The organism is Nocardia australiensis, from assembly GCF_020733705.1.
Lineage (GTDB): Bacteria > Actinomycetota > Actinomycetes > Mycobacteriales > Mycobacteriaceae > Nocardia > Nocardia australiensis.
The window spans coordinates 636851-656850 of sequence record NZ_JAJFZM010000017.1 but is presented as its reverse complement, the minus strand read 5'-3'; the positions used below and the strand labels follow the sequence as shown (position 1 = coordinate 656850).

The following is a 20000-nucleotide window of genomic DNA, read 5'->3' as shown; positions in this document are numbered from 1 at the left end:
GCGGTATCCGACTCTGCCCCAACCAATTTCGGATGTGTCAGGATCGGGGGCGTCCGTGGGTGTCGCGAGTGCGGACGCCGCGTTCGCGCAGCCTATCCAGCACGGTGACTGGATCGACGGTGAGGTGTCGGGCGACTTTGGCAAGGGACCAGCCGAGGTTGTAGAGGTCGATCGCTTCGTCAACTTGTTTGGGGGACAGGCCACGTCGTCGCATCGGAATGTTGTGACGATGCAATATCGCGCTCACGGTTCGGCGGTCGATACCGAATCGGTCGCCGAGCTGATATGTTGTCGCGCCCGCAAGGTAGCCCTGGGTCAAGCTCTGGACTTGGTCTGGATCGAGTGGGTGTGGTCGCCGTGGTGGAGGCTGGTCGGCGCGTATCGGCGCCAGCGATGGCCCCTTGTCACCGATGGCTGCTGGATCGTCACAGTCCGGCAGCTGGTGGAACGTCTGGTGTCGGGCGAGTTCGATGAGTACCGTCGCGATCTTTTCGATATCGGGCGGGTCGCGACGGACACCATGCACACGAAGTTCGCCCCGTCGAGTAGCGGCGTTGTTCGAAGTTGTCATACGACCATCCTCGGACCGCGCCACGTACCCGGGTGCCTGGGAGCGATACCCCGGGAATGACCTCCCAAGCCTGATAGTTCGTGTTAACAGTTTGTATGTGCGCGGATAGCGGGCGAAGCAACACTCGTGGGACTGAACCAGCAGGTAGATGCGGGAAATGGGCTAGTGTGTGTGCGCCATCTTGAGGAGTCAGCTGGTCACTGGCGGCATCTGCGCATGGCAATGCGCACTGCACGGCGTAGCTCTACAGGCTTACCGTATTGCCGATGGCAGCGAGACACTTCTCGCCCAGGTGATACGGAGGAGTTCGATGTCCCAATCCGTCCGAGTTCTGCTGATGCTGATCGCCACCCTGTTCGGTGTGATCGTAGGCATCATCGCTGGAATCCTCACTGTTGTCGATGGTGGCTCACTGGCATCCGCAGTCGTTACGGGTGCGGCGGGGAGCGCCGGCGCGAGCGTCTTCGCCCTTACGGTCATCGCCTTCTTGTTCGGGTTCCGGCAGTGAGCGGGACCGAGAACCGCTTGGTATCGCGGCAAGAGATCGCTGCCCTGGCCGGCATCAGCAGGGCACTCCTATCGGTATGGAAGCGGCGGCACCCGAGCTTCCCTCGGCCGCGATCCTCAGAGGAGGGCGACTTCTTCGTCCTTACTGAAATGCTTGAGTGGCTGAACACCCGCCCGATCCCTGACGGCCACCTGTTACCAACTGAGGGGAAAGGCTGCACTTATGCCGATCGGGCGATCCGGAACACCCGCACACGGCACGCTGACCGATCCGGCAGATCAGCAGCTGGCAATGGTTCCGTCCGGCAAAGTTCCGATCAGGCCGATGCCCTCGCCGAATTGTACGGGCCATTAGCCCAACGAGTGTGCGGTAGCGGACCACAGATGGACTACCTGCAACTACTCCTTTGCGCGGTCTTCGTGCGTGTACGTGCTCCCGAGCAATGGGCGCGAATCAGCGACCTGTCTACCGAAGCTGTTGCAGATCAAGGTGATCCGACGAAACTGCTCGACGCGCTCGGGACAATCGTCGACACCGTCTTGCGTGAGCACGGCGTGCTGCCAGGTATGCGGCCGGCTTTCGCGCGACTGCGGCCCGACGCAGCCGAGGACGTGGCCCAGGTCCTGCGGACGTGTCATGGTCTGGACCACGGCTCATTTCAGGCGATACTCGACCGTTTTGCAGAGTGGGGCCAGCGCGACAGCAGCGAATTCTTCACACCGCCTGGCATTGTGCGGTTGGCGACCGAGATCCTGCTCCATGAGGTGACCGGCGCAGTGCACTGCCACGATCCGTATCTGCGCTTCGGAGAGTTCCTCTCGGGTGCCGCGTCTGCGGCTGAAGGTGTCAAGACCTCGGGGTACGGGCGCGACCCGGAGCAGCTTCGCCTAGCGGCGATGAACATCGCCGTACATGGCGCAAATGCCGTGGACCTGCTACCTGGCGATTTCCTCGCCTCGGGGGACCTTTCGGCGCGGCCGGTGCGGGCTGATTTTGTCATGACCAACCCGCCCTTCAATCAGAAGACGTCCGGCAAATGGCATGCGCCAGAAGTCGGTTGGCCGTTCGAAGCACCTCCGAAGAAGAACGGCAACTTCGCCTGGCTCCAGCACGTATTTGCTTCGCTCAACGATGGCGGTCGCGCGGCGGTGGTCATGCCGAATCAAGCCGGAGTATCGGAAGACAAGGACGAGCTAGCTATTCGTGCGGCGATGGTCGAAGACGGTGTCGTCGAATGCGTCATCGCGCTCCCCCCGGGACTGTTCGCTACTACACCTGTGCCGGTGAGTCTTTGGTTCCTGACCCGGCGGAAGAAGCTCCGAGACTCCGTTCTCCTGATCGACGCGCGAGCGGCGGGCGAAAAGAAGGCCGGCCAGCGGCGCCTGCGTGAACAGGACAGGCGGGCCATCGTCGAGTGCTATTGGGAATGGTTTTCGGGTGCTGCGGAATTCTGTCCGATGGATCTTGGCCAAGGGGGTATCGCAGTTGCCGCCAGCGTCGCCGACATCAGGTGTCTCGCGTATTCCCTTAGCCCCGGCGACTACCGCCCGATTCCTGGCGAGATCGTAGGCGGAAACACAGTGCCCCTCAGCACCCTGTGCGAGATCCAATCAGGTCCCTCGAATGAAATCATCAAGAAGCTCGAGTTCGTGGACGATGGGGTTCCTGTAATCGTGCCCGCACAGCTCGAGTACCGTGGCATCGCAGATAGACACAAGAGGCGGCTTCCCTCAGGGGCAGCCGCCAGACTTGAAAAGTTCCAGCTCAGGGATAGGGACATCCTGTGTGTCAGGACTGGAACCCTGGGCCCGTGCGCCATTGCCGATCACAGCAACGAGGGCATGCTGTTCGGCACAGGACTATTACGGTTACGCATCCGCGATCTCACCCAGTTGGACCCCCAGTATCTTGTCGCGTTTCTCTCGCTCCCTTCGACGGTGGCTTGGATCGAGAACAAAGCAGCCGGCACCACGATCCCGTCCATAAGTTCTGCCAACCTCGGTAAGCTGCTCGTCCCCTTGCCATCCCTGGGTGAGCAGCGACGACTCGGTGCAGAGGTGGCCACCGCAGATGCGGGCATTGCTGCCCTCCGGAAGCAGATCCAAATCGCAGAAGAAGAGCGAACTAATCTTGCGAGCGCCCTCTTCGCGAGGCCGCCTTCATCCTTTGAGGACGCGAACGGATCAGCCACTGGATCAGGACAGCGGGCGTAACTCTGAATCACAAGAGGTACTTGAGCCGGTGCTGGAGGCATTCATCGTCGCGGGATCCAACACCGGCGTTGCAGAGGCTGGTCGTGCCCGCCCGTGGGAGTCTCGCGTCGGTACTCCGCGTTGACGGAGCGCGGCCAGCACGGTGGTGTGGGCGACGTCGAGGTGGTTGCCGACGCGTGCGAGTGACCAGCCGAGCTGGTAGAGGTGGATGGCGGTGTCGACCTGATCGGAGGACAGGCCGCCGCGGCGCATCGGTACCTCGTGCCGGTGGAGGATTTCGCTGACTGTGCGTCGTTCGATACCGAATCGGGCTGCCAGTTCATACACGGTCGCTCCGGTCTGGTACCCGTTGATCAGTTCCGCGAGTCGACCGGCGTCGAGTTGCCGTGCCCGTCGCGGTTCGGGCCGCTTCACAGGCGGCTGGGCGGTTGTCGTGGTGTCGGGCAGCTTCTTAATCAGGGTCTCCAGGGCTTCTACCTGCGATTTCGTGTTGTAGTAGGGTCCCCCAACGTCCACAGAAATAGCAGGTCAGGCCCGGTCATCGACCGGGCCTGACCTGTTTATTCGGTCCTGGCCCCCCGTAAACCCCCCGTTTTGGGTTGTGTATTTGATCGCCGCAGCCTGCGGACGCTTCAGTCGCGGTTCCGATGCGCCGCAACGGTCGATGTGGCAGCAGTCGGCAGCAGACCTTTGTCCAGGGCTGCGCTAATGATCGGCCCGCACGCCGAGCGCCCGTCGACACCGGCACCGAGTAATCAGGACAGGATCATAGAACCACGACTACTGGGCCGCACGGGCGTCTTGGTCAGCCCGCTGTGCCTCGGCACGATGACGTTCGGATTCTGGGGCAACAACGATCCCGATGCCTCGATCGACATCATCCATCGAGCGCTCGACGCGGCTGTCGCAGTCTTTCGCGCCGACATCGCGGAGGTTGGCGTCGACGGCTTGCTCATCTCATGCGTTCCTGTAGTGCATCGAAGAAGGCGGCCACCGTGGCCTTTGCGTCACTTCGAACGAGTTCTTGCCCGCCGAAGCGGTAGACCTCGTAGCCCGCAAGTCTCAGCCGACGATCTTCGATCATCATCGTGGCGTAGCGCGATGGGTCAGCTATGCCACGGTCATCTGCGTAATGCTGGCGGCCGTCGAGCTCGATCACAACGCGCTGACGATCGCTGAACAACAGCAGGAAGTCCATCCGTTGCCTCGCCAGAGGCCCGGTCCTGGTACCTCTTTGGCGGAGCGTGTAGGGGTCGTAGTGGAGGTAGACCTGCGGGATCAATGCCGGAATGCCGAACCCGAACTTCGCGTACCGCTCACTGTAGGTGGTGAAGATCAGTCGCTCTGCGTCGTTTCCGGCAAGGCTTGCGCTCAGTCGGCGGTGCAGCGACAGTCCCACTGCCCGGTCGTCTTGATCTCCTAGACCTTCACGGGCTCTCCACCATTCGATGAGATGCCGGAAGGTCAACCCTTCCGCAGGAAGGAACTGGTCGTAGACGAGGCAGTGTTCCGCGTTCTTGATGATCTGAATGTCGTTGTTGACCGCATCGCGTAGTACGAGCTCCGGCTTGGGACCATTCGCCGCGAAGATGAGGTTCTTGACTGGCGCCCCTACTCCACCACCTCTGTCGTATTCGGCCAGCAGTGCAGGCAGCACCTCGGTGCCCGCATAGCCGTCCGCCACAATCCTGCGGGCCAGGCCGATCAGTTGGGGAGGCGCCCACTCATCGGTGTAGGCCTGGATGAGGCCTCGCTTGGAGTAGGAGAGGTCCGATGGTGAATCATCCTGTGTCCAGGACAACTTCAGCTCATCCGCCAGCACCACCTCCAGCTCTACACGGGTGAACCCCATGAGCACCAACTCGATTGCCGCCCGAACGGTCCGTACCGAGACGGTTACCCTGCGCGGAACGGGGGGAGGTGCGAGGGCCTCCGAATAAGACTTCCAGTCCATCACCACCTCATTGTCGCTGCACTGTCCGACACCCTCGGGGCTCAGGCAAACACGCGATGTCCGACGGCCGAGTTCCCCCACGTCGGCCTGTAGATCGTCAAACCTGCCGACGCCCTCCCCGGCCGATACCCTCGCCGCCGACAGCCGGCTTTCCCAGAGCACAAGCGAATCCCGAAGGTAGTTGTCGCAGGTTCGTGCCCTCGGCGGGGCACTGTGAACATGGGAACGGGGATGACCTGCAATTTCCTGTAGGACAGTTAGTCATCGAAGCTGATTACGAGCTGTGAATTGGGCAGATCCCGCTGGTGCGGGATCCATATTTGGACAGATCGAACTAGTGTGCTAACGAATTGGCAGATTGTTGCGGTCCCACCACCTTCGGTAGTTCTGCGGCCCGCATCGCACGGACGCGGCCGTCCTGCTCGCTTTGGTTTCTTCCGGGTGCGACACCCGCACCGCCTTGTGTTGATCGCCACGGCGCGGCTGCTGGCGGGGGTTCCCGGCCCCGGGCAGCGGAACCATTGGATGTCTACCGAAACGGTGCCCGCCTGGCTTAGAGTGGTGTATTGCCGTTTTGGTCGCGGGGGAGTCACAAGAATCCGATCCCGTCGTTGGTGCACCAGTTCAGCACGTCTGGGTCCATGTGGTCCGGGCCGTTCAGCAATCCGGTGCGCAGTTCCTCGGCTGGGATAGGCAGCGCTCGGGGTGTGCGGGCTTGCTTGACCAGACCGCGAGACCTGGCGGCATCGTCTTGGTCGTAGTCGTGCAGGGGGCGCGATCCCGAAAACGTCTTGTCGACAAACGCATTCACGAAGGCTGGCCATTCCGGCATGCCGAACCAGTGTCGGTCCGCACTGCCGAAGCACGACTTCACGGCGATGAACCAAGCCATGTCGTGGTCATCGCGCTCGGTCAACTCGGCGTAGTACATCACCACACTGTCGGCGTGTCTCGCCCACCTGTCGTAGTCTCGCCGGCCCGCACCCGAGCCACCAGCGCCGCGTGTGCACGGTCTTGGTGAGCTTGGGCCATCAGTTCAGCGTCGGTGCATGCCGGCAGTTCGGGTGCCGCTCGAAGTGCCGGGCTGATGGCAAGGGTATGCGGGTGGCTGCCGATCAGGTCCGCGAGGGTTGTACACGTACATGTCGGTCTGCTCGGTTTCGGGCTGAAGCTGGTCGAGTAGATGGCGTAGTAAGGAGCTGCCCGGGGCCAGGCGGTCGAGTCCGTGCTGACCAAACCATATGACGCGTCGTCAGCTCACTTGCGGAGTTATTCGGTGGAACGAGAATGTTCCGGTGACCATGATGGGCCTATGACCGATACGCCTGCCACCGCGCGGTCATGACATACGGTGCGGTGACGTTGACCGGCAGCACCGGGCCCGACATCGTTCCGGCATTGTGGATGACCGCGTCGAAGCATCCCAGCCGGTTCGCCTGTTCGACGAGGCTGGCGACCTCGTCGAGGTTGGCGAGGTCGCCGGTGATCGACTCGGCTCCGCGGTCGGTGAGGTGCTCGACGGCGGCGAGCCGCGTGGTCGTGCGGGCGTGCACGGCGGCGCGGTGGCCGTCCTCGATGAGCGCCTCGGCGGTCGCGAGCCCGATGCCGTCGGTGGACCCGGTGATCAGCACACGAGCCATGCTGTTGCTCTCCTGTCTCCTGGCGTTCAGTTGAGGGTGCTGGTGTCGATGACCAAGCGGTAGCGGACATCGGAGGCGATGACCCGCCCGGTACGCGTCGTTGATGTCGTTCGCGCCAATAAGTTCGGTTTCGGGGAGGATGTTGTGCTCGGCGCAGAAGTCGAGCATCTCCTGGGTGATCGGGATGCCGCCGTTGGCGGAGCCGGCGATGCTGCGGCGGCCCATGTTCAGGGGCATGACCTGCACGGTGATCTCCTCCGACGGGGCACCGAGCATGACCATGGTGCCGTCGACAGCGTGCAGGTTCACGTACTTGCCCATATCCACCCCGACCGAGACGGTGTTGAGGATCAGGTCGAACTGCCCGGCGAGCTTGGTGAATGTCTCCTCGTCCTCGGTGGCGTAGTAGTGATCAGCACAGAACGCGAGGCCGTCGTCCTTCTTCGCCAGAGTGCGGGAGAGCGCGGTGACCTCGCAGCCCAGGGTGTGGGCGAGCTTCACACCGACGTGGCCGAGGTCGCCCATACCGACGATCGCGACCCTGCTGCCAGGGCCCGCATTCCAGTGCTTGAGTGGCGAGTACAGGGTCACGCCCGCACACAACAGCGGGGCGACCTTCTCCAGCGGCAGCGATTCCGGCACGCTGAGCACGAAGTGCTCGTCGATGACGGGTGGCCTGCGAGTAGCCGCCCTGCGTGATCGTTCCGTCCACGTCGACACCGGCATAGGTCTGGATATTGCCGTTGAGGCAATACACCTCTTCGCCCTTACGGCACTGCTCACAGTGACCGCAGGAGCCGGATTCGCAGCCCACGCCGACGCGGTCGCCGACCTTGTGCTTGGTGACTTCCGAGCCGATCGCGGCGACGTGGCCGACGATCTCGTGGCCCACGACCTGCGGATAGGCGATCTCACCCCACTCGCCGCGGATCGTGTGGATATCGGAGTGGCAGATCCCGGCGTAGTCGATGTCGATGAGGACATCGTGCAGACCGAGGTCGCGACGCTCGATCGTCATCGGCTCCAACGGGCCGGTCGCCGACACGGCACCGTAGGCATTCACAGTCGTGGGCATGGGTCCTCCAATCATTTCGTTCTCGGGTTCAGCGGTGCGCGCCGCAGCGCGCGGCACCATCCAGTCTTCGCCGCGCCATCCACGCGCGGGAGGGCCTATCAGGACCCCTCGGGCCCGACGAGGTCGCGCCTATCCTGTAGTTGCTATGAGCACCAAAGACGACATCCGCGAGTTCCTCATCGCGAAGCGGGCGAGCATCAGCCCGGAGCAAGCCGGGCTGCCCGCCGGCCTCTCCGAGCGGCGGGTGCCGGGACTGCGGCGTGAAGAGGTCGCGATGCTCGCCGGGGTGACATCTCCGTTACGCACTCCTTGCGCGCTGATGTCAGCTCCGGCCGGTGCAGTCGCGGGGTACGGAACTTGACCATGGCCACCCCTCTTCCCGGAAAACGATCCGACCTGCGAAAATGCGACTGAAGAGTGCGGGTGGCCATACCGGTGTCGTGACTTCGCAATCCGTACAGGCGCGAGTTCATTCGTCGTCCTGCTCGGTGTGTGGCCGCACGAGTGGCAGGTAGATCGTGTCGATGATCTCGATGATGGTGGTGTCGGGAACGGCGGTGACCCCTCGGAGGAGGTATTCGTTGCGGAGCAGATCGACCGCCACGGTGGCGATGCGTGGCGACAACGCCTCGGGGCGGGCCTGGCCCCGGGCGACGGCTCGGCCGAGGAGAGTCAGCCATCGGGTGATCCCGGCGCCGATCAGCTCATCTCGAACCTCGGCCATCAACTCCGGTTCGCTGCGCATTTCGGTGGCCAGCACCTGCAAAATCTCGCCCTGTCGTGACGCGATGCGCTCGGCGGCGGCGCGCAGCATCGCGAGCGCGTCCGCGCGCAGGTCGCCTGTGTCGGGCAGATCGTCCGCCAGCGCGGTATCGCGGAATGCGGCGGTCGCTAGTGCCGCACGGCTGGGCCAGCGACGATAGATCGTGGTCTTGTTGGTCCCGGCGCGGGCGGCGACCCGGTCGATGCCGAACCCGACGTAGCCGACCTCGGCAAGCTCCTCCGACGCCGCCCGCAGGATCGCCCGCTCCAGCACCTCGCCGCGCCGGCGTGGCGCCTTACGGTGATCGTCCCCGCGGCTCGCTTTGTGCGGCATTCCCGACTCCGTTCAATATTGAGTACTTAACGTCCCTAATGCGCAGATTTCTGTGGTAGTCTAGCGAAATAATAGAGGACTTACAGTCCTCTATATGCTTGAGAAGGAGACGACCGTGACCCCTGTGGCATCGGCGGATGAAGTGCTGTCGGATACCCGTCTCGGCGTAGTGCGCGGCACCACCTACGGGCTGTTCGGAGCGCCGGAGGAGTTCGTGCCACAGGCGCGGGCGTTGGGCGCGGGCATTGTCCGGGTGAACCTCTTCTGGTCGCAGATCGAGCCGGAACCCGGCCGGTTCGTCTGGGACGCACTGGATGCGCTGCTCGACCGGCTCGGCGACGGTGAGGAGGCGTGGGTGACGGTGTGCTCCGGTTCACGGTGGGCGACGCGGCATCCCACCCGCTGGCTGCCCGCGTCACCGGCGGTCGACATCAAGCAGTACCACCGATTCGTCCGAAAGTTGGTGGGTCACCGGCCGGGCCGGATTCGGTTCTGGCAGTGTGAGATCGAACCCTGTCTGCCGTTGTTCTGGGCCGGAACGGCCGGTGAATATCTGACGCAGTTGCGGGTGTTCCACGAGGCGGTGGAACAGGCGGATCCCGCCGCACTAGTGGTGCTTGGCGCAGCGGTACCGGGGGCAATGGTGGGCGACGGACCGGCCGGAGCGCAGACCTGGGCGAGCTTCTTCGGCGAGGTATTGCGGGACGGAGCCGAGCATTTCGACGTCTTCGACATCCACCCGTATGGAGACCCCTACACGGTCACCGGCCTCGTGCGGGCGTGCCGAGTGCAACTGGCCGCGCACGGATGCCGACAGCCCGTCGTCGCCAGCGAACACAGCGGGCCATTGCCCACGGAATTCCCCGAGAATCTGCCGTACCTGACCGATGTACTCGCAGTTCATCAGCGACAATTCCTCGGACAGGCACCGATGCCAGACACCCTCGAGGATCTCGAAGCCGCCGAAGACGCGCCCGTCGTCGCGCTCTATCAACGCATGGACGAGTTGCCGCCGACCCTGCAGATGTTCATGAACGGATGCCCACCCGAACTGGACGATCACCGTCACCGGCTCGCCTGCCGGGACATGGTGGTGCGCACCATGCTCGCGCTCGCCGAGGGCATCCGGCGCAACCTCCACTATGCGATCGGTCCCGAATGGGACTTCTATCATGACAGTCGCGTCGCGGGTGTACTGATGTTCGGCAAACTCCAACTCATGGACAGTAGAGGCGACACCCTCACGCACCGGCATCCAGCCGCCGATACATTCGAATTGATGGCGCGCCTGCTCGACGGGGCGACCGAGGTTCGGCGGATCACAGTCGCCGACCGGCCCGACCTATACCTGTTCGAGGCCGAACGGACCCACAACGCTCCAGCGCTGGTCACCTGGGAGCGGCACATCAGCACAGCCGACCGCGACGGTTCGACGAACGAATTCGCATGGGAATGGCCATATTCCAGCGCCCATGCTGTGGATGCCTTCGGTGCTCGAGTGCCGGTCCGCCTCCAGGACGGCATGCTTCGCATTCCGGTCTCGTCGACGCCGGTATTCATCGACTGCCCCGCACCGCCGACAACCCGGGGCGACGCTGCGACGGACTGAGTCGGCCAGGGCAAGGTGCGTCAGTGACACCGGAACCTCGTCGCCCGCAGTGCCCCTGGGCGCACACGGTGATGCAGGTCCATATCGACTGCGCGCTGTGCGTCTGCCCGGTCAAGCAGCAGGCCAAGCTCCGGTTGATCGAGGCGAAGCGGCTTGTCCCGGACAGCAATCGGCCGTGACTACCGAGGGCTGGGGACTTGCTGCGGTCGTCGGCATTCCGCTGGCGGTGATCGTGCTCGCGGTGGTCTGGCCGGAGCGGGTCGCATGGTGTGTCGCTCGAAAGAATTCGACGGAGAGCATTCTGAATCATGTTGAGCGAGAAGCGAATTGGTGTGAGCGCAGGATGACAGTGGGTACCGACATATTCGCTATGTCACAACAGTTCTCGACGCAACCGAGCCGACCACCTGCAACGGCGGGCTACGAAGTCAACCATCCCAACGGATGAATCACACGCTGCCACAAGCACCTCCCGGCCCCGCGAGAACATCCGCTGACCTGTCTACGAATGTCACCTGACGGTCGTCACTACTGAGCCGGTCCGGTCCATATTCGCCGGTGTGCCGTAACGAGGGATCACTCGACCGTGAATCTCGGGTCTTGTGTCCATTTTCTGTCGCTGTCGACGAGTCCTCCGGTGAACCACGAGAGACCGGAGGTGATCACATGCCCGCTTATATCGACAGACAGCCGGACGCCGGGCCGTTGTGTCCGATTCCACCTGTCGGACCCGTCCGGCGGGCGGATCCTGGGGCCGATGGCCCATTGCTGCACGCGGGTCGCGCCGCTGGGGCGCGCAGCAGCCGTTTCCCGGTATGGGTACCGCCCGGCCGGGTGTCGGCTGGCAGCGGCGCGGCAAAGAGATGCCCGTTTGACAAATTCGGGGTTGCGGAGCGTTCATTGCGGTCCGCGTCGAAAATTTCGGGATATCCAGAATGTCGCGCACGAATGCAGTGCGCGATGACTCGTACCCCGGAAAACGATGCGGAAAGAAACGCGAGAAAACGTTCCGTCCCGAACGCGGGGCGGGACCGGTATGTGAAGCCAGAGCCGGAATTCGAAATTCGGATCGCCGAAGGACGTGAAGCGGAAATGCTCGCCGAATTCCAGGCCCGAGTGTTGTGGGAGGTCACGAAATGGCAGCTGGGCCAGACAAATTTACAGAATGGGCTCGAGGTGGACGAGTAGACGAGGCGTCGGCCGATCGTGGGGATGGAATCGCAGTGTCGTCCGCGCGGGGGCTGCGGTTCGCGTTCGCTGGCCGGACCTCGACCGCCGATCTTCAGGACCCGACCCTGTCGATTCCCCGGCAGCTGACAAGTTCCGAGATTGCGTTGCCTGCCAACGCGGAAATCTGCGCCTATTTCTACGATATCGAGTCCGGGCGCATGAACCTTTCCGCGCGTGGACACGGCCACGCCCACGAGCAGTTCGAGATTCCGGTTTCCCGCGACGGCGGGATCCAGGACCTCCTGGCCGAGGCCCGACGCCCGGACCGCCGCTTCGACTTCGTGATCTGTGAATCCATCGAACGGATCTCCCGTTTCACCCACACCGGCACCACCATCGAACACGAGCTACAGCAGCAAGGGGTGCGGCCCGCTCGCCGCCGATGAGCCGTTCACCCTGGCCACCAACGGAATCCGCAAACAGAAGGTCGCGACTCAGGTCTTGACCCGCCGGGTCAAACAAAGCATCGCCGAGTTCTACGTCACCGAGATGCTCGAAAAGTCGTGGGACGGTTTCGCCGTCCACACCGAGGCGGGATACAACGTCGGCAAGCCACCCTACGGGTACCGAGCGAAACCCGTGCCGCACCCCGTTCCCGCGAAACGCGCCAAGGGACACAAGAAGACTCGCCTCGAACCCGACCCCATCCAGGCCTCAGTGGTTCAGAAGATCTTCCGGTGGCGGTGGGAGGAGAACCTGTCCCACCAAGCCATCGCCGACCGTCTCAACCTCGATCTGACCACCCATCCCGCGCCCGTGCCCGTCGATCCGAACACCGCTGTCGGGCGATGGACATGGTCGAACGTGGCGGGCGTGTTGTCCAATCCCAAATACACCGGCCACCAGGTGTGGAACCGGCGGGGCCGCAAATCCAACAAGAACCAGGCCAACCCGGTGGCGGAGTGGGTGTGGTCGAAAGAGTCAGTGCACGAACCGCTGGTCGATCTCGACCTCTTCATCGCAGTCCAAGAGCGCGGCAAGACCCGGGACAACTCACGACGCGGGGCCGGGGCGAACTCCCACCCCCACACCAAACGCTCTTACCGGTACCGGTCCCATCTCTACTGCGACCTGTGCAACCGGCGGATGTTCGGCAAGACCCGCCGCGTCGCTGCCTACTACGTGTGTGCCGCGAAAAAGAGCTACATCCCCGAAGGCCATCCCACCGGAGGCTCGTTCTTCGTCCGCGAAGACGACATCACCGAACACCTCAACACCTTCCTGAACCAGTACGTCTTCGGCTACTACCGCCGCGTCCTGCTGACCAACGCCGACCTCCATACCCACGCCGAAACCGAACACACCCAACGAATCACCGCGCTGCGCCACGGGATCACCGACACCGAAACCAAAATCAAACGACTCGTCCGCAGCCTGGAACTCGTCGACGAACCCGACCAAGACCTGATCCGAGACATCAGCGAACGCCGCACACAACTACGCGACCAGCTAGCAGACCTGAAGACCCAGCTCGCCGACGCCGAAACCGAACAGCAGCAACAGCCCAACCCCACTCTGATCGACGCGCTACCCACCGGCGACGTCCGAATCGATCAACTACCCGAACACATCGCCCGCGATGTTTACCAAGCCCTAGGAGCCGCAGGAAGATCGACAACATCTCCATGTATGGGTCGCCGTAGTCGACGATCTGGCTCATGAAGTCGTAGAGCCGGACGTAGGTGGAGACGTCCTTGCGGAACAGGTCGAGGGTGTTGAGGGTGACTTTGTCGTCGGCCTCGATCGCCGCCGCGTAGCGGCGGGCGAAGTTGTTCTTGGCCGGGCTGATCGCGGCCGAGAGCGCGTTGTTGCCTTTGCGGGTGACCCAGAGTTCGGCGACTTCGCGCACCTGCTCTGGCGTGTAGATCCCGGCCTGGGCGAGCTTGGTGGCGAGGTGGACGACGATGTATGGGTCGGTCTCGGTCTCGAGGGTGGCGTTGGTGAAGTACGGCTCGAACGCGGCCCGGATGTCCTCAGGCTTGTTCACGAAGTCGATGACGAATGTCTTGCGCTTCTGCTCCCCGCCCGCAGTGCGATGGGTGCGGTTGAGTCGGGAGAGCGTCTGCACGGCAGTGACCCCGGAGAGCTTCTTGTCGACGTACATCGCCGAGAGCAGCGGCTGGTCGAACCCTGTCTGGAACTTGTTCGCGACCAGCATGATCTTGTACGTCGCGCCGTTGAAGGCGGCGGCCGGGTTCGAGCCGGCGCCGGGGTTCAGGTTGGCCTCGGTGAACTCGTCGTCCTTGCTCGGCTGCGGCCCCCAGTCCGAAGCCCACTCCTCGTTCTCGGCCATGGTTACCGAGCCGGAGAAGGCGACCAGGGTGCGGTAGTTGTACGAGGCGTCCATGGCGGCTCGCTTGGCGATGTAGGCGTCGATCGCTTTCTTGTACTTCACCGCGGCCTTGCGCGAGTCGGTCACGACCATCGCCTTCGCCTTGCCCTCCAGCAGGTGGGCGACGTTGGCGTGGAAGTGCTCGACGATGATCCGCACTTTCTGGCTGATGTTGGTCGGGTGCAGTTTCACCCACCGCATCAACCCCTTACACGCCGCGGCCTCCTCCACCTCGCCGCCGTCGCCGCTCTCGGCACCCTGCCGCTAGGAGATGGGCGGCATGGTCGAAGCGGACGAGTTCGGATGCATGCTTGGGCGAGACCCCGATATGGGTCCGGAAGCGAGACCAGAGTCGCTGGCGGGTCCAGGGGCCCGGCTGGTCAGGTGCGGGTCTGTCGGTGGACGGCGTTGTTGATCGGGTCGGGGCCTTGGGCGAGTTCGAGGATCTGGTGGTGGATTTGTGGGGTGTGGATGAGTTTGGCGAGGGTGGCCGCGACGTCGTCGCGGGTGATGTCAGTGTGGGTCAGGGCGGGGGAGAGGCTGATGTGGTCGGTGCCCGGTTCGTCGGTGAGGGCGGCGGGGCGCAGGATGGTCCAGTCGAGATCGGTGGCGGCGAGTTCGGCGTCTGCCTTCTTCTTGACGTCGATGTAGTGCTCGAAGGTGTCGGAGACGTCGCGGTGGCGCCATGCTTCGGGGAAGACGGAGACGAGCAGGAGGCGGCGGATGCCGGCGAGGCGGACTGCCTCGATGGCGGTGGTGAGGCCGGTGCCGTCGATGGCGGTGGTGGCGGTGGTGCCTTCACCGCCCGCTCCGGCGGTGAAGACGAGGACGTCGGTGTCGTGGAGGAGGGCGGCGAGGGCGGGGGCATCGAGGCGGGTGAGGTCGCCGTGGGTGGCGTGGATGCCGTCGGCCGCGAGGTGTTGGCCTTGTTCGGGGCGGCGGTAGAGTCCGTCGACCTGGTCGCCGGTGGCGGTCAGCAGCCGGGCCAGACGGCTCCCGACGCCGCCGGCGATGCCTACGATGAAGACCTTCATTGGTGTCGCTCTCCTTGATCGGTGCCGGCCGGAGCAGGCGGCGTGGGGGTGTGAGTCCGGGTGCATCCGGTGGTGGCCGGGGGCGGTGTTCTGTGTGCCGGGCGGTTGCGGGGTGGGTTATGCGCGGGCGTCGTCGACCTGGTTGACCAGGGTGAGGAGGGTGAGGAGGGCGTCGGCGGCGGGGCCGGAGGATGCGGGGCTCTGGCCGGTGATGAGGAGGCCGTCGATGACGACGTAGGGCTGCCAGTTCTCGGTCTTGGAGTAGTCGGCGCCGAGCTTCTTGAGTTCGTCCTCGACGAGGAAGGGGACGACGTCGGTCAGGCCAGCGTCGGCTTCCTCGCCGTTGGTGAAGCCGGTGACCTTCCGGCCGTGGACGAGGGGGGTGCCGTCGGGGTTGGTGGCATGACGCATGGTGCCGGGGGCGTGGCAGACCAGGGCGAGGGGCTTGCCCGCGCGCAGGACGGTTTCGATGAGCCGGACGGAGGTGGGGTCTTCGGCCAGGTCCCACAGGGGGCCGTGGCCGCCGGGGTAGAAGACGGTGTCGAAGTCGTCGGCGGAGACGGAGTCGAGACGGACGGTGTGGGCGAGGGCCGCCATCGCCTCGGGGTCGGCCTCGAAGCGGCGGGTCTCGTCGGTCTGGAAGGCGGGTTCGTTGCTCTTGGGGTCCAGGGGCGGCCTGCCGCCCTTGGGGGAGGCGAGTACGACTTCGGCTCCGGCTTCCTTGAAGCGGTAGTAGGGGGCGGCGAGTTCCTCCAGCCAGAAGCCGGTCTTGCGGCCGGTGGTGCCGAGTTCGTCGTGCGAGGTGAGAACGATGAGGATCTTCATGGTGTATGCACTTCCTTTGAGTAGACCGGTCGACTCTGACGAGACGTGGGAAACGACCGGTATCCGGGCGGATCTTCGGGGTCCGGGCGTAGCCGGGTTCTGCGTTCCGTGCTCTACAGGTGCAGCAATTGACCAGTGGCCATCATCGCCGCGTCAAAGGGGCCGATGTCGCGGTTGGCCTTGGCCATGAGACTCGCTCCGAGCCACATGTAGTAGAGGGCCTGGGCGGTGTCGCGGGCTGAGGCGTCGATCGCGAGCGACCCGTCCTCCAGACCGGCCGAGATCGTCCGTTCCAGCCGGTCGACCATGCCGGTGGTGCCCTCCTTCACCGCGAGCCGCATCGATTCCGACAGGTCGGATACCTCCGCAGCCAGTTTGACGGTCAGGCACTTGCCCTGGCATTCGTCGACGCTCTGTGTCTCGCGCCAGTGCTGCCAGTAGTTCATCAGCCGCTCTGCCGAGGTCAGGCCCGGCTCGGCGAGGATGCGGTCCATCTCCGCCAGATATTCGGTGTAGTAGTCCTGCATCACCGCCTCACCGAAAGCGTCCTTGGAGCCGAAGTAGTGGTAGAAGGAGCCCTTCGGGACCCCGGCGGCGGTGAGGATCTCATTGATGCCCACCGCCGCGAATCCTTTGTGGGGCAGGATCTCTCGGGCGGCCCCGAGAATGCTCTCGCGAGTGTCGCTCTCAATCCTATTCATGTGTGATAGGCTATCACCTATTAGACTGGTCGTCTAGTTGATGGCGGCTGCTGCACCGTTCGGTGCGTCACCGGCCGAGGAAGTCCAGAAGGATCTCGTTGACCTCGGCGGTGTGGGTGGTGAGCAGTCCGTGCGGCGCGCCGTCGATCTCGACGTACTTGGCGGTGGGCAGGGCCTTGGCGAAGCGGCGTCCGGTGGCGTCGACGGGCAGGGTACGGTCGCCCGTGCCGTGCACGATCAGGGCGGGGACGTCGATCCGGGGGATGTCGGCCCGGAAGTCGGTGGGCCAGGTCAGCGGGGCGGCGGCCGAGGCGATCGGGCCCGCGCCGGCCGCCACGTTCCAGGCGTTGCGCACGGCCTCCTCGCTCACCCGGGTGCCCAGGTTCTCGTCGAGGTTGAAGAAGTCGGCGTAGAAGCCGGTGAAGTAGGCATAGCGGTCCTTCTTCACCGCATCGGAGACGCCCTCGAAGAAGGAGAGCGGGGCGGCGCCGTCGGGATTGTCGTCGGTGATCGCCAGATACGGCTCCAGCGACGCGAGGAAAGCGGCCTTGGCGACCCGGCCGGAGCCGTAGACGGACAGGTAGCGGGCGACTTCGCCGGTGCCCATCGAGAAGCCGACCAGGACCGCGTCGCGCAGGTCGAGGGTCTCCATGACGGTGTTCAGGTCGGCGGCGAACGTGTCGTAGTCGTAACCGGTGGAGGGCTGGCTGGACTTGCCGAAGCCGCGCCGGTCGTAGGTGATGACCCGGTGGCCGGCGGCCAGCAGGGCCGGAATCTGGCCTTCCCAGGAGTTGCCGTCCAGCGGGTAGCCGTGGATGAGGACGACCGGCTGCCCGGTCCCCTTGTCCTCGTAGTGCAGTTCGATGTCGGTGCTGTTCTCCGTGCCGACCTTGATGTGTCCCATAATGCCTTCCCTTTCCGGGAGTTCGGTGTCTGTCGTGTTCCGACACCCAGGACTATACGACCGGTCTACTCCATCCGCAACCCCGGGTTGGTTCTGGAAAACCAAGGGAGGAAACGGTGGTTTCGACGACGTCTGGTTGGAGCAAAAAAATATGTTTAGCGGCGTATCCGAGCACTCACCTCGAAGATCGTCGGTACCTTCGAGAAACTTCCCAACGGCGACGTCGACAAGCTGTCGAAGGCCGCCACCACGTGGAAGACCTTCTCCACCCATGCCACCATCACCGGCGCACCCGCGAAGATCGCCACGATCTCCGCGTTGTTCGACAATATGGACGCCACCGAGAACCGCACGATCATCCAGGAACACTTCGGCACACTGAAATCCAGCGCCGACCTCCTGGTCTCCGCGTCCACCAACGTCGCCGCCCCAGTCGCGGACTATCACAGCTCGACAGTCGAAGTCGGTGACGGCATCAAGACGGCGATGACGACCTTCGCCTGGGCTGTCGGGCTGTTGGTCACCGGCGCCATCGTTGGTGCGATCTTCAGCTTCGGCGGGAGTATCGCTGTCGCTGTCGCTGGCGGTGGTGTCGCACTCGCGGTCGAGGAGACGATCGCGACCCTGCGCGGCCTCTACACGACGAAACGTCTCTTCCAGATCCTCGAGGTCACGCTGGCCGCGAGCGTCGCCGTCGGCGTTATCGACGCCTTCGGCAAGGTCCCCGATCTCACCGAGTCCCTCGCCAAGCTCGCGGCGATCATCGCGTTGTAGGTCGCAATTGATGGTGAAGAGAAGAAGCTGACCTTCGAGCCTTCTCCGAAACATGGTCCAGAGCAACGAGGTAACGCTGCGCCGGAGCCGACGCATCCGCAGGAGACACTGGGCAAGTCTGTACAGATCAAGCCCACCTCCTCCCGCCGCGTAGGCTATGACTCCGAAACTGGGGAGTTCGACGTGTTCGATGAGACGTATCCGGAATCGGGGATCTTCCATGGCCACAAACGTGCATGGGACGAGCTGACACAGGAGATGCAGAACGCCCTGATCAAGGCGGGCGTGGTGAACAGGAAGGGCAAGCCGCTGTGAGTACGTACCAAAGCCTCGAACCGATCGGCCGGAACGAGGCGATCGCGATGCTCGATTCGGACGACAACCTGGCGGTTTCGCAGGCCATACTGCGGTTGGCTCTTCACGACCCTGATGGCGGATGGGTCACCGACCGCGCGCTCGCCCTGCTCGAGAATCCGGACCCCAATGTTCGCTCCGGTGCGGTGACGGCCCTGGGACACATCGTGCGTATTCACAGGGCCATCGACACCGACCGCGTCGTTCCTGCGCTACGCGAACTCGTCAACGACCCGATCATCGGTGGTCGCGTCGAAGACGCATTGGACGACATCACCGTCTTCGGGGGACGGTCCTAAATCCCCAGCGCTGGCTGACAACAAGCAGGTGACCTGGCTGCCGGGGTGGTACATAAGCGAGCCAGCGGATATCCGAATTTTGTTCTGCTACCGGCACGGTCACCGGGACCGGCCGTGGCTATCACGCCTTGGGATTCCGCGGCGTTCGAGTGCCGACCGAACGGTGGTGTGGGCGACGTTCAACCGATCGCCGATGCGGTTCAGCGACTCGCCGTGCTGGTAGCTGGTGACGGCGTGGTCGATTTGGTCTTCGCTGAGTCGCCGTTGCTCCCGGATGTGGGTACCCGCGTCGCGCAGGATGGAGAGGATGCTGGCTTTGGCGAGTTGCCACTGGATGGCGAGCTGTTTGGTGGAGGCTCCGGCATCGTATGCGGCAGTGATCTCGGCGCGCTGTTTGGTGGTGAGGCGTCGTTGGAGTTGGTGGGGCCGGGCTGGACTAGGCCGCTTGGTCGGTGCAGGGGCTGGTCCGTCGGGGTCGGGCAGCGCCGCCAGCAACTGCTCCAGCGCTTCTACCTGCATGTTCGTGTTGTAGTAAGCTCCCCCAAGGTCCACCCATAAATGCGGGTCAGGCCCGGTTGCTAACCGGGCCTGACCTGTTCTATTTGGCTCGACCCCACGGAAACCCCACGTTTTGCATTCTGGTTTGACCAGCTTCTTCGAAAGCGGGCCGATATCCTCGGTTCCATATGCATTTCACCCGACTGGGTCGTCATGGCTCAATCAAGGTCGAGCGTTGGTTCGGTTTCCTCACCGACCAACTCCTTCGCCGAGGGGTCCATAAAGGTGTTGTGGCGCTGAACAAAGACATCACTGCGTGGATCGAGCAGTGGAACACTGACCCGAAGCCTTTCGTCTGGCGCAAGACTGACGGCGCTCGCTGA

At 63.8% G+C, this 20000-nt stretch carries 23 protein-coding genes and 3 pseudogenes; 12 read left to right on the top strand and 14 right to left on the bottom strand.

Annotation, left to right across the window (positions count from 1 at the left end; genetic code table 11):
* Nucleotides 1-37 precede the first annotated feature (37 nt).
* Nucleotides 38-571, bottom strand: a complete 534-nt coding sequence (locus LKE06_RS32285) for a hypothetical protein (protein WP_228003222.1) — start codon at nucleotides 569-571, stop codon at nucleotides 38-40.
* 310 nt (nucleotides 572-881) lie between these two features.
* Here LKE06_RS32285 and LKE06_RS32280 point away from each other — a divergent pair, with 310 nt between their 5' ends.
* The gene (locus LKE06_RS32280) at nucleotides 882-1079 is read left to right on the top strand and encodes a hypothetical protein (protein ID WP_228003221.1); all 198 of its coding nucleotides are present in this window, start codon (nucleotides 882-884) and stop codon (nucleotides 1077-1079) included.
* Nucleotides 1080-1462: 383 nt separating this feature from the next.
* Nucleotides 1463-3292, top strand: a complete 1830-nt coding sequence (locus LKE06_RS32275; protein ID WP_228003220.1) for an N-6 DNA methylase — start codon at nucleotides 1463-1465, stop codon at nucleotides 3290-3292.
* On the opposite strand, the gene LKE06_RS32270 is transcribed toward LKE06_RS32275, so the two are convergent.
* The 5 genes and pseudogenes from LKE06_RS32270 to LKE06_RS32250 form a co-directional block, all read right to left on the bottom strand.
* A complete protein-coding gene (locus tag LKE06_RS32270; RefSeq protein WP_228003219.1) occupies nucleotides 3275-3808 on the bottom strand; it encodes a hypothetical protein in 534 nt (177 codons plus the stop codon). The two genes, LKE06_RS32275 and LKE06_RS32270, sit on opposite strands and share 18 nt — an antisense overlap.
* 436 nt (nucleotides 3809-4244) lie before the next feature.
* The gene (locus LKE06_RS32265; protein WP_228003218.1) at nucleotides 4245-5249 is read right to left on the bottom strand and encodes a putative endonuclease domain-containing protein; all 1005 of its coding nucleotides are present in this window, start codon (nucleotides 5247-5249) and stop codon (nucleotides 4245-4247) included.
* Between the two features lie 586 nt (nucleotides 5250-5835).
* Nucleotides 5836-6177, bottom strand: a complete 342-nt coding sequence (locus LKE06_RS32260; RefSeq protein ID WP_228003217.1) for a hypothetical protein — start codon at nucleotides 6175-6177, stop codon at nucleotides 5836-5838.
* Between the two features lie 379 nt (nucleotides 6178-6556).
* Nucleotides 6557-6886 carry an SDR family NAD(P)-dependent oxidoreductase gene (locus LKE06_RS32255; RefSeq protein ID WP_228003216.1) on the bottom strand — a complete coding sequence of 110 codons (330 nt, stop codon included), beginning with the start codon at nucleotides 6884-6886 and terminating at the stop codon, nucleotides 6557-6559.
* Nucleotides 6887-6912: 26 nt separating this feature from the next.
* A pseudogene (locus LKE06_RS32250) lies at nucleotides 6913-7961 on the bottom strand (NAD(P)-dependent alcohol dehydrogenase).
* 145 nt (nucleotides 7962-8106) lie between these two features.
* On the opposite strand from LKE06_RS32250, the pseudogene LKE06_RS32245 reads away from it, so the two are divergent.
* Nucleotides 8107-8253: pseudogene (locus tag LKE06_RS32245) on the top strand (transcriptional regulator); the annotation flags it as partial.
* 177 nt (nucleotides 8254-8430) lie between these two features.
* On the opposite strand, the gene LKE06_RS32240 reads toward LKE06_RS32245, so the two are convergent.
* Nucleotides 8431-9057 (bottom strand): TetR/AcrR family transcriptional regulator, encoded by a 627-nt coding sequence (locus LKE06_RS32240; protein ID WP_228003215.1) that lies wholly within the window; start codon nucleotides 9055-9057, stop codon nucleotides 8431-8433.
* A gap of 115 nt (nucleotides 9058-9172) precedes the next feature.
* Between LKE06_RS32240 and LKE06_RS32235 the strand changes: the two genes are divergently transcribed.
* From LKE06_RS32235 to LKE06_RS32215, 5 genes are all read left to right on the top strand, one after another.
* Nucleotides 9173-10666 (top strand): glycoside hydrolase 5 family protein, encoded by a 1494-nt coding sequence (locus tag LKE06_RS32235; protein ID WP_228003214.1) that lies wholly within the window; start codon nucleotides 9173-9175, stop codon nucleotides 10664-10666.
* A 23-nt stretch (nucleotides 10667-10689) separates the two neighbouring features.
* Entirely contained in the window at nucleotides 10690-10845 is a 156-nt protein-coding gene (locus tag LKE06_RS32230) for a hypothetical protein (protein WP_228003213.1), read from the top strand.
* Nucleotides 10846-11704: 859 nt separating this feature from the next.
* On the top strand, nucleotides 11705-11854 hold the full coding sequence (locus LKE06_RS32225; protein WP_228003212.1) for a hypothetical protein: 150 nt from the start codon (nucleotides 11705-11707) through the stop codon (nucleotides 11852-11854).
* Between the two features lie 35 nt (nucleotides 11855-11889).
* The gene (locus LKE06_RS32220) at nucleotides 11890-12282 is read left to right on the top strand and encodes a recombinase family protein (RefSeq protein WP_228003211.1); all 393 of its coding nucleotides are present in this window, start codon (nucleotides 11890-11892) and stop codon (nucleotides 12280-12282) included.
* A gap of 103 nt (nucleotides 12283-12385) precedes the next feature.
* Complete coding sequence (locus tag LKE06_RS32215) at nucleotides 12386-13558, top strand: recombinase family protein (protein ID WP_228003294.1); 1173 nt, start codon at nucleotides 12386-12388, stop codon at nucleotides 13556-13558.
* Here LKE06_RS32215 and LKE06_RS32210 read toward each other — a convergent pair.
* From LKE06_RS32210 to LKE06_RS32185, 6 genes and pseudogenes are all read right to left on the bottom strand, one after another.
* A pseudogene (locus tag LKE06_RS32210) lies at nucleotides 13491-14483 on the bottom strand (type I restriction enzyme subunit R domain-containing protein); the annotation flags it as partial. The gene LKE06_RS32215 and the pseudogene LKE06_RS32210 overlap by 68 nt on opposite strands.
* Nucleotides 14484-14608: 125 nt before the next feature.
* Entirely contained in the window at nucleotides 14609-15262 is a 654-nt protein-coding gene (locus LKE06_RS32205) for an NAD(P)H-binding protein (protein ID WP_228003210.1), read from the bottom strand.
* Between the two features lie 117 nt (nucleotides 15263-15379).
* Nucleotides 15380-16087: a type 1 glutamine amidotransferase domain-containing protein gene (locus LKE06_RS32200; protein ID WP_228003209.1), complete on the bottom strand. Its 708-nt coding sequence runs from the start codon at nucleotides 16085-16087 to the stop codon at nucleotides 15380-15382.
* A 113-nt stretch (nucleotides 16088-16200) separates the two neighbouring features.
* The gene (locus LKE06_RS32195; protein WP_228003208.1) at nucleotides 16201-16788 is read right to left on the bottom strand and encodes a TetR/AcrR family transcriptional regulator; all 588 of its coding nucleotides are present in this window, start codon (nucleotides 16786-16788) and stop codon (nucleotides 16201-16203) included.
* A gap of 67 nt (nucleotides 16789-16855) precedes the next feature.
* Nucleotides 16856-17692 (bottom strand): alpha/beta fold hydrolase, encoded by an 837-nt coding sequence (locus LKE06_RS32190; RefSeq protein ID WP_228003207.1) that lies wholly within the window; start codon nucleotides 17690-17692, stop codon nucleotides 16856-16858.
* Between the two features lie 155 nt (nucleotides 17693-17847).
* Nucleotides 17848-18021 carry a hypothetical protein gene (locus LKE06_RS32185; RefSeq protein ID WP_228003206.1) on the bottom strand — a complete coding sequence of 58 codons (174 nt, stop codon included), beginning with the start codon at nucleotides 18019-18021 and terminating at the stop codon, nucleotides 17848-17850.
* Between LKE06_RS32185 and LKE06_RS32180 the strand changes: the two genes are divergently transcribed.
* The 3 genes from LKE06_RS32180 (at nucleotide 18011) to LKE06_RS32175 (ending at nucleotide 19119) form a co-directional block, all read left to right on the top strand.
* Complete coding sequence (locus LKE06_RS32180) at nucleotides 18011-18466, top strand: hypothetical protein (RefSeq protein ID WP_228003205.1); 456 nt, start codon at nucleotides 18011-18013, stop codon at nucleotides 18464-18466. The genes LKE06_RS32185 and LKE06_RS32180 overlap by 11 nt on opposite strands.
* Before the next feature lie 183 nt (nucleotides 18467-18649).
* The gene (locus tag LKE06_RS32785; protein WP_255649766.1) at nucleotides 18650-18781 is read left to right on the top strand and encodes a hypothetical protein; all 132 of its coding nucleotides are present in this window, start codon (nucleotides 18650-18652) and stop codon (nucleotides 18779-18781) included.
* Nucleotides 18778-19119, top strand: a complete 342-nt coding sequence (locus tag LKE06_RS32175) for a HEAT repeat domain-containing protein (RefSeq protein ID WP_228003204.1) — start codon at nucleotides 18778-18780, stop codon at nucleotides 19117-19119. Before LKE06_RS32785 ends, LKE06_RS32175 begins: the two co-directional genes overlap by 4 nt.
* Nucleotides 19120-19218: 99 nt before the next feature.
* Here LKE06_RS32175 and LKE06_RS32170 read toward each other — a convergent pair whose 3' ends face one another.
* Nucleotides 19219-19638 carry a hypothetical protein gene (locus LKE06_RS32170; protein WP_228003203.1) on the bottom strand — a complete coding sequence of 140 codons (420 nt, stop codon included), beginning with the start codon at nucleotides 19636-19638 and terminating at the stop codon, nucleotides 19219-19221.
* Nucleotides 19639-19805: 167 nt separating this feature from the next.
* Here LKE06_RS32170 and LKE06_RS32165 point away from each other — a divergent pair, with 167 nt between their 5' ends.
* Complete coding sequence (locus LKE06_RS32165; protein WP_228003202.1) at nucleotides 19806-20000, top strand: hypothetical protein; 195 nt, start codon at nucleotides 19806-19808, stop codon at nucleotides 19998-20000.

Bases quoted from the DNA above. Each gene is read 5' to 3' on its own strand.
- LKE06_RS32285 (WP_228003222.1), bottom strand. From the start codon at position 571: ATGACAACTTCGAACAACGCCGCTACTCGACGGGGCGAACTTCGTGTG.
- LKE06_RS32280 (WP_228003221.1), top strand. From the start codon at position 882: ATGTCCCAATCCGTCCGAGTTCTGCTGATGCTGATCGCCACCCTGTTC.
- LKE06_RS32275 (WP_228003220.1), top strand. From the start codon at position 1,463: ATGGACTACCTGCAACTACTCCTTTGCGCGGTCTTCGTGCGTGTACGT.
- LKE06_RS32260 (WP_228003217.1), bottom strand. From the start codon at position 6,177: ATGTACTACGCCGAGTTGACCGAGCGCGATGACCACGACATGGCTTGG.
- LKE06_RS32255 (WP_228003216.1), bottom strand. From the start codon at position 6,886: ATGGCTCGTGTGCTGATCACCGGGTCCACCGACGGCATCGGGCTCGCG.
- LKE06_RS32240 (WP_228003215.1), bottom strand. From the start codon at position 9,057: ATGCCGCACAAAGCGAGCCGCGGGGACGATCACCGTAAGGCGCCACGC.
- LKE06_RS32215 (WP_228003294.1), top strand. From the start codon at position 12,386: ATGCTCGAAAAGTCGTGGGACGGTTTCGCCGTCCACACCGAGGCGGGA.
- LKE06_RS32205 (WP_228003210.1), bottom strand. From the start codon at position 15,262: ATGAAGGTCTTCATCGTAGGCATCGCCGGCGGCGTCGGGAGCCGTCTG.
- LKE06_RS32200 (WP_228003209.1), bottom strand. From the start codon at position 16,087: ATGAAGATCCTCATCGTTCTCACCTCGCACGACGAACTCGGCACCACC.
- LKE06_RS32195 (WP_228003208.1), bottom strand. From the start codon at position 16,788: ATGAATAGGATTGAGAGCGACACTCGCGAGAGCATTCTCGGGGCCGCC.
- LKE06_RS32190 (WP_228003207.1), bottom strand. From the start codon at position 17,692: ATGGGACACATCAAGGTCGGCACGGAGAACAGCACCGACATCGAACTG.
- LKE06_RS32170 (WP_228003203.1), bottom strand. From the start codon at position 19,638: ATGCAGGTAGAAGCGCTGGAGCAGTTGCTGGCGGCGCTGCCCGACCCC.
- LKE06_RS32165 (WP_228003202.1), top strand. From the start codon at position 19,806: ATGCATTTCACCCGACTGGGTCGTCATGGCTCAATCAAGGTCGAGCGT.